Genomic DNA, 14,022 nt, shown 5'->3' with positions numbered 1-14,022 from the left:
GACCAACTACAGAAAAACCTAAAGACAACGGGGGATGAGAGAGATGGCAGTAGTGATCGACGGGAAACAAGTGGCAGCATCATATCGAGAAACGTTAAAAGAGCGTGTGACAGCACTTCGTGCACGCAACATCGTACCGAAATTGAAAGTAGTATTGATTGGGGATGACCCAGCAAGTCATAGCTATGTACGCGGGAAAGAACGGGCAGCACAAGAAATCGGAATCGATTCGCAAGTGCTCCGTTTTGATGAGACGATTAGCGAGAAAGAATTGCTCGACTTGATTGACTTGATGAATGAGGATGAGGAAGTACACGGGATTCTCGTGCAACTTCCACTACCAAAACACATTGACGAATCACGAGTCATCATGCGCATCTCTCCTGAGAAGGATGTAGACGGCTTCCATCCTGAGAACGTCGGAAAGATGATGCTCGGTCTTGATACGTTGCTTCCATGTACACCACACGGCATTTTGCATCTCGCAAAGACACAAACTGAGATTGCTGGGAAACACGTCGTGGTCGTCGGTCGCAGTCAAATCGTCGGAAAACCAGTCGGCATGTTGTTCTTGAATGAATCTGCTACGGTCACGTACTGTCACTCGAAAACGAAAGACCTTGGAGAAATGACAAGACAGGCTGACATCTTAATTGTCGCAGTTGGGCGTGCAGGTCTCGTTACTGCAGACATGGTCAAACCTGGTGCGCTCGTCATCGACGTCGGCGTCAACCGTGTCGAAGGTCGTCTTGTTGGCGATGTCGACTATGAGGCCGTCAAAGAGAAGGCGAGTGCGATTACGCCGGTTCCTGGCGGTGTCGGTCCGATGACGATCACGATGCTCATGCACAACACGGTCGAGGTAGCGTCACGTGGCTAACCCACTTCCGGTCTCCGAAGTTGTTCGATATGTGAAGCGACAACTCGATGATGATGTCTTGCTTCGACAAGTCGCGGTCATCGGTGAGATCTCGAATTTTAAACGCTATTCATCTGGTCATTGTTATTTTACCTTGAAAGATGATGCGTCCCGCATGAAAGCTGTCATGTTTTCTCGAGATGCGAAACAGCTTCAATTCGAACCGAAAGATGGAATGAAGGTCATCGCCGTCTCAAGAGTGACTATGTATGAAGCGACCGGTGACGTTCAATTGTACGTCGAACTGATGCGTCAAGACGGAATCGGTTTATTATACGAACAGTATGAGGCGAGAAAACGTGAACTTGAGGAGAAGGGTTGGTTTGATGTAGACCGAAAACAACTCCTTCCGACGTTTCCTGAGCGGATCGGAATTGTCACATCTCCGAAAGGGGCAGCGTTACATGATATCGCGACCACACTTCGGCGTCGTGCGCCCCACGTTGCCATCACATTCGCCCCTGTGGCCGTACAGGGCGAAATGGCTGCCCCACAAGTGGCATCTGCCATTCGTTGGATGAATGAACGGACCGACTGTGATGTACTCATCGTCGGCCGTGGTGGCGGCTCGATTGAGGAATTGTGGGCGTTTAATGAGGATGTCGTGGTCGAAGCCATCTATGCGTCGACCATCCCGATCATCTCTGCTGTCGGTCATGAGACAGATTATACGCTCGCTGATTTTGTCGCAGATGTTCGGGCCGCAACTCCGACAGCGGCGGCCGAACTCGCCACAGCGATGATTGACGCACAGCGGAAAGATGTAGAGCGTCTAGACAACCATCTGCATAAAGCCGTTAGGATTCAACTCGATGATTCTCGGAACCGTGTAGACCGGATGATTAACAGTTATGGCTTGAAATCACCACGTTATACGATTTCTCAAAAACGAGAACGTTTTGCACAATCGGAGATTCGCCTTGAGCAAGGGATGAAGCGACATCTTTCCGAAGCGACTCATCAACTCCGTCAGTTGTCACAACAGCTTGATGTGAAACGGTTCTCAAAAACCTTGTTGCAACAAGGAGAACAGGTCAATCAAATGGTCGATCGACTTCATCGGACGAAACCATTAGAACAATCGAAACGACAATTTACACAACAGGTAGGAAGATTGCATGCGGTCAGTCCGCTCGCCGTCCTATCACGGGGCTACACGTTCATTGAACAAGATGGAGCATATGTGCAAAATGTGAAAGAATTACGCGATGGAGAAATCTCGATTCGTTTTCGGGACGGTCACGCTGTCGCTGAAGTGAAGGAGAGGATTGTTGGTGACGAAACAAGAACAGACGTTTGAAGCGGCACTTGAACGACTCGAACAGATTGTCGCGCAACTCGAAACCGGTGACGTACCGTTAGAGGAAGCGATGACTTTATATGAAGAAGGTGTCCGGTTATCTGCTTTGTGCCAGACAAAACTCTCGGCCGCTGAAAAGAAAATGGACGAAATACTCGAGTTAGACGGTACCCTTCGTGAAAAAGGAGGGTCTGCATGAACCGCACGGATGGTTTGAACAAATGGAAGCGAACTGTCGAAGAATCGATGCGTTCGCTCATTGAGGCGAGTGACATGCCGACGCGACTTCGCGATGCGATGGTCTATTCATTAGAAGCGGGCGGAAAGCGAATCCGTCCCGCGCTTGTCTATGCTGTTCTAGAAACGTACGGTGTTCCACTCGAGCGAGGTGGCGAGGTAGCGGCGACGCTCGAGATGGTCCATACATATTCACTCATTCACGATGATTTGCCGGCGATGGATGATGATGATCTTCGCCGGGGTCGACCGACGAATCACCGACAGTTTGATGAAGCGACTGCCATTTTAGCAGGAGATGCGCTTTTGACGGATGCATTTCGCATTCTTGCGCAAATGTCGCTCCCTGCTGAAGAAATCGTCGAAATCATTCGCGTTTTCGGTCTAGCAGCTGGTAGCTCTGGCATGGTCGGCGGTCAGTTGGACGATATGCTCGCTGAGAAACGGAGTGACGTCACGTTACAGGAACTACAGTCGATTCATGAACGAAAGACGGGTGCACTGCTCGTCTATGCGCTTGAAGCAGGTGGGATCCTTGCCGGTGTGTCGGAGGAAGATCGGACACAATTAAAACAATTCGGTCGACATCTGGGCATCGCATTTCAGATTCAAGACGATATCTTAGATGTCGTCGGGGACGAACAGACAATCGGGAAACGTGTCGGTTCGGATGAAGAGAATGAAAAAACGACGTATCCGAAACTGCTCGGATTAGACGGGGCGAAGCGTGCACTCGATGCAGAAGTAGAGGCAGCGACCTTTGCCATTGAGTCACTTTCGATTCAAGCTCCGCTATTATTAGACTTGTTGGCGTTTGTGGTGAAACGAAATCATTGATCCCGGTGACACGATGAGCACATCGTGTCACCTTTGTTTTGGGGAATGTGTGGCATCTACCGTCACATTCTTGTAAAATGTAAGGTACGAATCAGTAAAATGTGAGGAGAAAGGATGGTCATTATGGACTTGACATCCATTCAAGACCCGTCATTCCTGAAAAGGATGTCTGTAACCGAACTCGAATCACTCGGCTCAGATATTAGACGATTCTTGATTGAAAAATTGGCAGTGACGGGAGGGCATTTAGCGCCAAACTTAGGAGTTGTGGAGTTGACGCTAGCCCTGCACCGTGTATTTGACAGTCCGAAAGACCAACTTGTATGGGACGTCGGTCATCAGGCGTACGTTCATAAAATTTTGACAGGACGTACGAGCCAGTTTGATACCCTTCGACAATACAACGGGTTGTGTGGGTTCCCTAAACGTTGTGAGAGTGAACATGATGTATGGGAAACTGGCCACAGTTCGACGTCGCTTTCAGCAGCAATGGGGATTGCAATCGCAAATGAATTAAAAGGACGTGCGAATGATCGTGCCATTGCCATCATCGGTGATGGAGCGTTGACTGGAGGAATGGCGCTCGAGGCATTGAACCACATCGGTGCCGAGAAGCAGAATGTCATTGTCATCTTGAACGACAATGAGATGTCTATCGCGCCGAACGTTGGGGCGATGCATAATATGCTCGGTCGAATCCGTGCGTCACGTAAACTGAAACATGCACGTGAAGAGATGGAATCAATCATCAAGCACATTCCACTTGTCGGCAATTCACTCGAACGAAGTGGGGAGCGAGTAAAAGATTTATTGAAATCTGCACTCATTCCAGGCACATTTTTTGAAGAACTCGGTTTCACTTACTTTGGACCGACTGACGGCCATGATTTGAAAGACTTGCTTGAGACACTCGAATATGCGAAAAAAATCGATGGACCGGTTCTCGTTCACGTCATCACGAAAAAAGGGAAGGGTTACCGTCCCGCTGAGTTAGACGGTGTTGGAACGTGGCACGGTTTAGGACCTTACAAGATTGAGTCAGGTGAAGTGATCAAAGGGAAGCCAAAAGGACCGAGTTATTCGAAAGTCGTCGCAGAGACGATTACGAAAGTGGCAGAGTCGGATGATCGGGTGACGTTGATCACGCCTGCAATGAGTGTCGGTTCGAAACTCGACTGTTTCACGAAAAAATTCCCGGAACGCATGTTTGACGTCGGGATTGCCGAACAGCATGCGGTAACGCTAGCAGGAGGTCAGGCGACACAAGGTTTGAAACCGGTCGTCTCGATTTACTCAACATTCTTCCAGCGTGCGTACGACCAACTCGTCCATGACATTTGTCGTCAAAACTTGAACGTTGTATTCACGATTGACCGTTCAGGACTTGTCGGGGCAGATGGAGAGACGCACCAAGGTGTATTCGATATCGCCTTCATGCGTCACGTACCGAACATTCGAATTTTGATGGCGAAAGATGAAGAAGAGTTACAACAACTCGTTTACTCCGCGCTTCGTTACGATGATGGACCGATTGCAATCCGCTTCCCTCGTGGCGAAGGGATTGGCGTACCAATGAGTGATACGCTCCAAGAAATCTCACTCGATGATTGGGAAGTCGAGGCGGAAGGAACGGATGTCGCCATTTTGACATTCGGACCACAAGTTCAAGACGCGTTAGAAGTACGTTCATTATTAGAAGGCAAGCTCAGTGTGCGCGTCATCAATTGTCGCACGATCAAGCCGCTCGATGATGCAATGCTCACTTCTTTATATGCAGAGGGCATTCCGCTCGTGACACTTGAAGAAGCAGCACTCGCAGGTGGTTTTGGAAGCAGTGTGTTAGAACATGCGAATGAAACAGGAGCGTTCCCGCGGATTCAACGCCTCGGGATTCCAGACCGATATATCGAGCACGGCGGCGTCAACCAACTTTTAGAAGAGATTGGTCTCCGACCAGCCCAAATGGCGGAATCGATTGAACGGTTCGTAATGGAGACAAATCGACAGAATGTGTGAGGGATTATGGAAAAAAGAACGAAAACAAGATTAGATGTACTACTCGTCGAACGCGGTCTCGCTGAAACACGAGAGAAGGCGAAACGGGCTGTCATGGCCGGTCTTGTCTACAGCGGGACCGAACGTCTGGATAAAGCAGGCGATAAAGTGTTTGACGATATCCCTCTTGAAGTGAAAGGTCAAGTTCTACCGTACGTCGGACGAGGCGGACTTAAGCTTGAGAAAGCTCTGCAAGTATTCCCGCTCGACGTTCAAGGCCGCGTGGGGATTGATATCGGTTCCTCTACGGGAGGATTTACAGATTGTGCGCTTCAAAACGGGGCGACACAAATGTATGCGGTCGATGTCGGGTACAACCAGCTAGCATGGAAGCTTCGGAGCGATGACCGTGTCATCGTTATGGAACGAATGAACTTCCGTCATGCGACAGCCGATCAATTCCCGGTCAAACCTGATTTTGCGACGATCGATGTTTCTTTCATCTCACTTCGTCTCATGGTGCCACCTCTTAAAGCGATTTTAAAGCAAGAAGGGGTCGTCATGGCGCTCGTTAAACCTCAATTCGAAGCCGGTAAAGCCGACGTCGGAAAGAAAGGGATTGTGCGAGACCGTGACGTACATGAGCGTGTGGCGAGTGATATGGTTCGCTATTTTGCATCGGAAGGATTCTTCGTCGAAGGATTGGATTACTCCCCAATCACGGGTGGAGACGGAAATATTGAATTCCTCCTATTCGCCCGTTATACGGGAGTAGGCGGAATCGAACCATCCCTACGAGTCGAAGACGTGGTGGATACGGCACATGCCAAACTAAAGGGATAAGCAATGGCTACAGGCAGATTTGTCTGTAGCTTTTTCTTATCGACGAAGAAGAGATGGGGAATGGTGGAAATACCCGCTGGAATGCTAGACCTTTTTTCGACAATACTTTAGAATGATAATGTGTATGTGAAACGAAGAATGAGGTGTCAGCGCTTATGAATAAAGGACAGCGATTGATTAAAATTCGAGACATCGTGACGAATCGTGAAATCGAAACGCAAGATGAATTAGTAGACGAACTTCGTCGCCTAGGATATCCCGTCACACAGGCGACTGTATCTCGGGATATTAAAGAATTACATTTAGTGAAAGTTCCTTTGAATGACGGACGATACAAATACAGCTTGCCTGCGGATCAGCGTTTTAACCCGTACGGAAAAATGAAGCGCATCCTCGGTGACAGCTTCGTCTCGGTCGACTCAGCTCAAAACTTGGTTGTCATGAAAGTACTACCAGGTAACGCGGATGCAATCGGTGTCTTGATTGACCATCTGTCATGGGACGAATTGATTGGAACAGTTTGTGGAGATGACACGATTCTCATGATTGCTCGCGATGAGGAGAAAGCGAAACAAATCATCGATCGACTACTCGGAATGTTATGAGGTGAAAGTACGTATGTTGGCAGAACTATCAATCAAACAGTTTGCGATTATCGACGAATTAAACATTCCGTTTAATCGGGGCATGACCGTTCTCACGGGTGAGACAGGTGCCGGTAAATCGATTTTGTTAGATGCGATTGGGTTGCTTGTTGGAGGACGTGGATCGAGCGAATTCGTTCGTTATGGTCAGGATAAGGCCGAAATCGAAGGAATGTTCATGGTTGAATCGGATCATCCGGTCATTGAGGCGGCCGAACAATACGGCATCGAAATCGAGGACGGGACAGTTATTTTGCGCCGAGACTTACATAGTAGCGGGAAAAGCGTCTGTCGTGTAAATGGGAAGATGATGCCACTCTCGACGCTACGTGAATTCGGTCGCTTGCTTGTCGATATTCATGGTCAACATGAGCATCAACACTTGATGGACTCAGAATTTCACTTAGGCATTCTTGATCATTATGCCGAAAAGGAAATCGCTCCATTATTAGAGGAATATCAGACAGCGTACGCATCTTGGAAGCAAGTCGCGGATGAACTGAAGCGACTCAGCCAAAGTGAACAAGAGCTTGCACAACGCATGGACTTATTATCGTTTCAAACGAAAGAAATTGAAGCGGCTGAACTAAAAGAGGGTGAAGAACAGGCGTTAATGGAAGAACGGGATGAATTAGCGAACTTTGAACGCATTCATCAACACATTCGCCTGTCTTATGAGGCGGTCGCGGAAGATACGAACGGACTTGACCAAATTGGGGTCGCAATGCGCGAGATGGAAGAAGCTTCTCAATTGTCCTCTTCCCTAGCATCTGTGTCAGAGACAATCTCGAATGCTTATTATTTGCTCGAAGATGCGAAATTTCAGTTACGAGACCAACTCGACTCACTTGAGTTCGATCCGATTCGGTTAGATGAAATCGAGTCGCGTCTTGCACTGTTCCAACAGCTTAAGCGGAAATATGGCACGACAATCGAAGAAGTCATCGCTTACGGTGAACAAGTATCCGATGAATTGAAATCGATGACGAATCGTGAGGAGTTGCTGCAAACACTGTCAGAAGACATTTTGCGATTAGAGAAAGTCGCAAAAGAGGCAGGCGCACGACTGTCAGCGTCACGTAAAGCGGCGGCTGAGTCCCTTCAGCACGACATCCATCGAGAATTAAAAGAATTATATATGGAGAAAACAGCGTTTGAAGTCCGATTCCGAACGACGCCATTAAAACAAGACGGTCTTGATGATGTCGAGTTTTATATGATGACGAACGTCGGGGAACCATTCAAGCCACTTGCAAAAGTGGCTTCAGGTGGTGAACTTTCCCGTGTCATGTTAGCTCTTAAATCAATCTTTTCCCGCACGGTCGGAGTCGCATCGATTATCTTTGATGAAGTCGATACAGGAGTATCAGGGCGTGTCGCACAGGCGATGGGAGAAAAAATCTTCCGTCTGTCTGTCGGGTCGCAAGTGTTGTGTATCACGCACTTAGCTCAAGTTGCTGCAATGGCAGATCAGCACCTATATATCACGAAGACGGAAACAGACGACCGGACGAAGACAAACGTTGCCACTCTCGACCGCGAGAGCCGGATTGACGAGCTAGGTCGAATGATTGCTGGTATTCAAATGACAGACTTGACGAAGCAACATGTTGAAGAGTTGCTCGAAATGTCACAGCAAGTAAAACAGAAGTTCATCAAAGGAGTGTCATAAGTGATTACATTATGTATTGCGGACGACAATCGAGAAATCGTCGATTTGTTGAGCCGACAACTAGAATCTGAGCCTGATCTCCGTGTCGTTGGAACAGCGCACGATGGTGAAGCGTGCTTGGAGGTCGTCAAGACACACCAACCGGATGTACTCTTACTCGATATTATTATGCCTCATTTGGATGGAATCGGAGTATTGCAACGTTTACATGAAGAGTTCGGTGATGATAAGCCAGAAGTGATCATGTTGAGTGCGTTCGGAAAAGATGAAGTGACGAAACAAGCGGTTCAATTGGGTGCCTCTTACTTTCTCGTCAAACCTTTCAATATCCAACAACTATTGACGAAAATTCGTGAGTTGTCGGATGGTGCGAATCGCGAATTCGAAGGAATGTCTCCAGACGAAATTGAAATTTCGCTCTTGCTCCAACAGCTTGGGATTTCTCCTCGAATTAAAGGGTTCAAGTATATCCGCCAAGCCGTCATTTACGTACGCGAGCGTCAAGATTTGCTTGGATTGATTACGAAGGAATTGTATCCGATGGTCGCAAAAGAGCATGATACGACTTCGTCACGTGTAGAGCGGGCGATGCGTCACGCCATCAAGACGGCGTGGGAGAATGGAATGCGCGATCATGAGATGTTTGAAGGGCGACCTGAGCGTGAGCGGAGTCCGAAGAACTCGGAGTTCATTTCATATTTCGTCACCTACTTGTCGTTTAAAAGCAACTGAATCGTTCAAAAAGACTAAGCTGTTTGATGGCTTAGTCCTTTTTGTAAAATAATCAATAAAAAATTTATTTACTTTATGAAAGAAAGCGCTTGCAAAATGAGAGTGTTTTGTTATAATAAAGGTGTACCAAGTTACTTGGACAAGCGTCAGATGAACGCTTTTCAAACTTGTTCCGGAGCAATGTTTGAAGAAACAAAATCATCTCGGTTCGCTATCCGACAATAGCTCAGAGGTGGGAACGACATCTCAAGTCGTTAATGTCCCGACGTGAGGTCGCGGCAGTCGCTCATTCGCGAGACGATTCTATCATCAACTCGAAGCTAGGGGTTGATATAGGAAAAACGAATCGTTCAGTTAACCAAAAGGAGTGTTGTCAACCGTTGAATAGTTTATGGCAAGCGTTCGACTTCACGATGGATGGTTGGACATGATCCGATAACAAAAAAAGTTAGTAACTCGAATGGAAGTGTTCCGTTCACGCAAGACGGCAGTTACTAAAGTTCTTTCATACTTCTTCATTAAGAAGACGTTGGATTTCATGTCAATGGAAGTAAAGCAGTTGGAAAGGAGATCATCCGTAGTGATCACAATTCAATACGAATAAAAGGTTCCGCACTTGAAATGAAGTCAAGTTAGGGAACCTTTTTTTTGTGCGCTTATGAGTCGAGTCGTTGAACTTTACCTGTTTTTTTGTCACGGTTAAATATATAGCCAGCTACAAATCCGATCCCGCCCATGGCGAGCAGAAGTCCAAAAGTCCCCTGCAACATGGAGGCGGCAGCGAGTGAATCAATCCATGTGAATGGTCCACTCGTCTTCAAAAAGAAGCTATCACGAAGTAATTTGATTCCGTAAACACCGAGTAAACCAGGGACGATTAAGATTAGAAGCGCGATGAAACGCATGCAATCTCCTCCTTTACCATACATTATTTTAACAGAAATTCATTCATTCCACACGGTCTATTTTTAGGCGGCTTGCGCATCATGTTTGGATTCAGTAGCATGAAGATGAGAAGAGAGAAAGATGGGGGTATTCGTATGAATAAACGGTTGATGATTGTCGGGGCAGGAAAAGGGGGGACGGAAGTTCTGAACATGTTGATGGACTCTCCGCTTGCTACAATCGTGGCGGTCGTGGACTCCGATGCATCGGCTGAAGGAATCGCATTTGCCAAAAGTTATGGAATTGCCGTGACGGACAATTGGACGAAATATGCGGATGCAGCATTGGACTTTGTCATTGAGACGACAGGGCAGCATCAAACGTTTGAAGAGTTGAAGGATCATTATCAAGACGCAGTTGTGTTGCCGGGAGAGTTTATTCGAATCGTTGTCGAGCGATTGAAACAGAATCAACAGATGCTTGAGGCAATCATCGAGTGTACGAGTGAGGCGATTTCGGTAGCCGATCATCACGGCAACACCATATTGATCAATCCGTCTTACACACGATTGACGGGATTCAAAAAGGAGGATGTCGTCGATAAGCCTGCCACTGCCGACATCGGGATGCAGGAAAGTGTACATTTGAAAGTATTATCGACGGGGCAGGGTGTTCGAGATATTCGGATGCAAATCGGGGCGACGCGACGTGACATCCTTGTAAATGCCGAACCGATCATCGTTGAGGGGAAATTGCGAGGTTCGGTCGGCGTCATTCGAGACGTGTCTCAAATACGTGCGCTGCGTGATGAATTACAAGAAGCGAAAACACGCATTCGAAATCTAGAGGCGAAATATCAGTTTGCCGATATCATCGCGACAAGTGATACGATGCGATTCGTCATCGATCAAGCGAAATTGGCAGCTGTGACCCCGGTGACAGTATTGATTCGCGGAGAATCGGGAACAGGAAAAGAACTGTTCGCCCATGCCATTCATGGGGAGTCCCCTCGGAAATTCAAAAAGTTTATCCGGGTAAACTGTGCAGCCATTTCACCCACGCTTCTCGAAAGTGAACTGTTCGGCTATGAAGATGGTGCGTTCAGTGGTGCGAAGCGTGGTGGAAAGACAGGTTACTTTGAGGAGGCAGACGGCGGCTCGCTCTTTTTGGACGAGATCGGAGAACTGCCACTCGATGTCCAAGTGAAGCTTCTGCGTGTCCTTCAAGAAAATGAGATTGTACGAGTCGGAGGGACGACGGCGATTCCGATTGATGTCCGCATCATCGCTGCGACGAATGCCGATCTTGAACAGAAAGTGGCAGATGGGACCTTCCGTGAAGATTTGTACTATCGCATCAATCGCATGCCCATCCATATCCCTCCCCTTCGTGAACGGTTGAATGAACTCGAGGCACTTTGTGACCGGATCATTCGAAAGTTAAATCAAGAATATGGTCGGAGTGTTCAAGGGGTGGATGAAGATGCCCTCATGCTTCTAAAAAGTCAGCATTGGAAAGGGAACGTCCGAGAACTTGAGAATGTGATTGGTCGGGCGATGATTTATATGGCGAGCGCGGAACAATGGATTGCTCCACATCACTTACAATTATCACCTCGCACGCCAACTCAGAAAGTCGTCGAGTCTCGAACGCTCTATGAAGCGGTAGCGAAATATGAGCGCGATTTGATTGAACGAACAATCGAAGAAACTGGTGGAAATAAGTCAGAAGCTGCTCGTCGTTTAAAAATTTCGATTCGGACTTTATATAATAAATTAGAAACCATGCAATAAAATGCATGAACTTTTATGCATGGTAAGCATTTATTTGCATGGTCATCCGCATAATAAAGCGCTTACAATTTAGGAAGCAAACTTGCTTATGTTATAGTGTAGAGAGCAAGGGGGGACAATGATGAATTTTGAACGGATGCTGACGAACGCAAAACAACTAGAGGGTTGTACGGTATCCATTGCGGGGGCAGCGGATGAAGAAGTAATCCGAGCCGTAAAACTTGCCACAGATCATGGATTGTCACGTTTCATTTTATTTGGTGAAGCCCGGGAAATCCGAAAGTTATGTGAACAGTATGGAATCGATGAGTCAGACGTCGATATTTTACATGCAAAAGGTGACGTAGAGATTGCCAGACGTGCTGCACTAGCCGTGAAAAACAAAGAGGCGGATGTGCTCATGAAAGGGATGGTGTCGACATCGACATTCATGAAAGCCGTCCTCAATCGAGAGGCCGGTCTTCGGACGAACCGGACACTCAGTCATATCGCACTCTTTCAAATTCCAAATCGGGAAAAATTGATTGGTGTGACCGATGCTGCAATCCATATCGCGCCAACGCTCGAAGAAAAGGTCGAAATCATTCATAATGCGGTAGAGGCGATGCATGACATCGGTTACGAATCGCCAAAAGTCGCAGCGATTGGGGCTGTTGAGGTTGTCAACCCTCAGATGAACGCGACGCTCGATGCCGCATTGCTCAGTCAGATGAATCGTCGGGGACAAATCAAAGGCTGTATCGTAGATGGACCGCTCGCCCTTGATAACGCGGTCGATATGATCGCAGCGAAACAAAAAGGAATTAATAGTGAAGTGGCGGGGCAAGCAGATTTATTAGTCGTACCGTACATAGAGGTCGGCAACGTCCTTTATAAATCAATCATGTATTTCGCAGAGGCGAGCGTTGCGGCGATTGTCGTTGGCGCATCTGCCCCTGTCGTATTGACGAGTCGTGCCGATACAGCGGAGGCGAAACTTTATTCCCTCGCATTCGCTTTGTTACATGCCAAAAACTAATCGTACTTAACAGGAGGAATTGATCATGATGGAAACAAACACAGAACCACGCTTCCGTATTTTTGATGTCTTACAATCTGAGGATTACGAACAAATCGTATTTTGCCAAGACCAAGCTTCTGGGCTAAAAGCAATCATTGCGATCCACGATACGACGCTCGGTCCAGCACTTGGCGGACTTCGCATGTGGAATTATGAGTCAGAGCAAGAAGCGCTCACAGACGTGTTGCGTCTCGCAAAAGGAATGACTTATAAAAATGCTGCGGCTGGTCTCAACCTTGGAGGGGGGAAGGCTGTCATCATCGGAAATGCCAAGACGGACAAGTCAGAAGCTCTCTTCCGCGCATTCGGTCGTTACGTACAATCACTCAGCGGACGTTACATCACTGCTGAAGATGTGAATACGACGGTTGCTGACATGGACTTCATCCATATGGAGACGGATTACGTCACAGGAGTCAGCCCTGCTTTCGGTTCAAGTGGTAACCCTTCACCAGTAACGGCGTATGGTGTCTACCGCGGTATGAAAGCCGCTGCGAAATGGAAGTTCGGAACAGACTCACTCGCAGGGAAGACGGTTGCCGTGCAAGGTGTCGGTAACGTAGCCTACAACTTATGTCGTCACCTCCACGAAGAAGGCGCGCATTTGATTGTGACAGACATCAACGAAGAAGCGCTCAAACGTGCAGAAGCAGACTTTGGTGCGACGGTCGTCAAACCAGATGAGATTTATGCAGTCGAGTGTGACATTTTTGCTCCATGTGCACTCGGTGCAGTCATCAATGACAAAACGATTCCACAATTGAAAGCACAAATCGTTGCGGGTGCCGCAAACAACCAATTGGCGGAAGATCGTCACGGGGATGTGCTTGACGAGAACGGGATCCTCTACGCGCCAGACTTTGTCATCAACGCTGGAGGTGTCATCAACGTCGCGGACGAACTTGAAGGTTACAACCGTGAACGGGCAATGAAGAAAGTCGAACTCATCTATGACAACATGATGCGTGTCTTTGAAATCGCGGAGCGTGATGGAGTACCGACGCACGTGGCGGCTGACAAGATGGCCGAAGAACGGATTCACATGATGGCACGTTCACGTAGTCAGTTCCTTAAAGTTGAAAAAAGTATTCTAGGGAGACGCTAA

At 47.7% G+C, this 14,022-nt stretch carries 13 protein-coding genes; 12 read left to right on the top strand and 1 reads right to left on the bottom strand.

Annotated features, from left to right (window positions below):
* Positions 1-43: 43 nt before the first annotated feature.
* The 9 genes from folD (at position 44) to spo0A (ending at position 9,179) form a co-directional block, all read left to right on the top strand.
* The gene (gene folD / locus LCM29_RS05595) at positions 44-880 is read left to right on the top strand and encodes a bifunctional methylenetetrahydrofolate dehydrogenase/methenyltetrahydrofolate cyclohydrolase FolD (protein ID WP_214782406.1); all 837 of its coding nucleotides are present in this window, start codon (positions 44-46) and stop codon (positions 878-880) included.
* Positions 873-2,219 (top strand): exodeoxyribonuclease VII large subunit, encoded by a 1,347-nt coding sequence (gene xseA, locus LCM29_RS05590; RefSeq protein WP_224861423.1) that lies wholly within the window; start codon positions 873-875, stop codon positions 2,217-2,219. The genes folD and xseA overlap by 8 nt, the downstream gene beginning before the upstream one ends.
* Positions 2,194-2,418 (top strand): exodeoxyribonuclease VII small subunit, encoded by a 225-nt coding sequence (gene xseB, locus LCM29_RS05585; protein WP_074033298.1) that lies wholly within the window; start codon positions 2,194-2,196, stop codon positions 2,416-2,418. Before xseA ends, xseB begins: the two co-directional genes overlap by 26 nt.
* Positions 2,415-3,293: a polyprenyl synthetase family protein gene (locus LCM29_RS05580; protein WP_214782412.1), complete on the top strand. Its 879-nt coding sequence runs from the start codon at positions 2,415-2,417 to the stop codon at positions 3,291-3,293. Before xseB ends, LCM29_RS05580 begins: the two co-directional genes overlap by 4 nt.
* Positions 3,294-3,416: 123 nt before the next feature.
* The gene (gene dxs / locus LCM29_RS05575; RefSeq protein ID WP_224861421.1) at positions 3,417-5,309 is read left to right on the top strand and encodes a 1-deoxy-D-xylulose-5-phosphate synthase; all 1,893 of its coding nucleotides are present in this window, start codon (positions 3,417-3,419) and stop codon (positions 5,307-5,309) included.
* A 6-nt stretch (positions 5,310-5,315) separates the two neighbouring features.
* On the top strand, positions 5,316-6,131 hold the full coding sequence (locus LCM29_RS05570) for a TlyA family RNA methyltransferase (RefSeq protein WP_224861419.1): 816 nt from the start codon (positions 5,316-5,318) through the stop codon (positions 6,129-6,131).
* 155 nt (positions 6,132-6,286) lie between these two features.
* Positions 6,287-6,736 carry a transcriptional regulator AhrC/ArgR gene (gene ahrC / locus LCM29_RS05565; RefSeq protein WP_214748051.1) on the top strand — a complete coding sequence of 150 codons (450 nt, stop codon included), beginning with the start codon at positions 6,287-6,289 and terminating at the stop codon, positions 6,734-6,736.
* Between the two features lie 13 nt (positions 6,737-6,749).
* On the top strand, positions 6,750-8,447 hold the full coding sequence (gene recN, locus LCM29_RS05560; RefSeq protein ID WP_224861417.1) for a DNA repair protein RecN: 1,698 nt from the start codon (positions 6,750-6,752) through the stop codon (positions 8,445-8,447).
* Positions 8,448-9,179, top strand: a complete 732-nt coding sequence (gene spo0A, locus LCM29_RS05555; RefSeq protein WP_224861415.1) for a sporulation transcription factor Spo0A — start codon at positions 8,448-8,450, stop codon at positions 9,177-9,179.
* 656 nt (positions 9,180-9,835) lie between these two features.
* Here the strand turns inward: spo0A and LCM29_RS05550 are convergent.
* On the bottom strand, positions 9,836-10,084 hold the full coding sequence (locus LCM29_RS05550; RefSeq protein WP_074033291.1) for a DUF2627 domain-containing protein: 249 nt from the start codon (positions 10,082-10,084) through the stop codon (positions 9,836-9,838).
* Between the two features lie 135 nt (positions 10,085-10,219).
* On the opposite strand from LCM29_RS05550, the gene LCM29_RS05545 reads away from it, so the two are divergent.
* From LCM29_RS05545 to LCM29_RS05535, 3 genes are all read left to right on the top strand, one after another.
* Positions 10,220-11,857, top strand: coding sequence for a sigma 54-interacting transcriptional regulator (locus LCM29_RS05545; RefSeq protein ID WP_224861413.1), 1,638 nt, complete (start codon positions 10,220-10,222; stop codon positions 11,855-11,857).
* A 121-nt stretch (positions 11,858-11,978) separates the two neighbouring features.
* Positions 11,979-12,875, top strand: coding sequence for a phosphate butyryltransferase (gene yqiS / locus LCM29_RS05540; RefSeq protein ID WP_224861411.1), 897 nt, complete (start codon positions 11,979-11,981; stop codon positions 12,873-12,875).
* Positions 12,876-12,900: 25 nt separating this feature from the next.
* Complete coding sequence (locus LCM29_RS05535) at positions 12,901-14,022, top strand: Glu/Leu/Phe/Val family dehydrogenase (protein ID WP_214782426.1); 1,122 nt, start codon at positions 12,901-12,903, stop codon at positions 14,020-14,022.

Source organism: Exiguobacterium aestuarii (assembly GCF_020171655.1).
GTDB classification, from domain to species: Bacteria; Bacillota; Bacilli; order Exiguobacteriales; family Exiguobacteriaceae; genus Exiguobacterium; species Exiguobacterium aestuarii_A.
The sequence above is the reverse complement of the archived record's forward strand: the minus strand, read 5'-3'. Positions and strand labels throughout refer to the sequence as shown.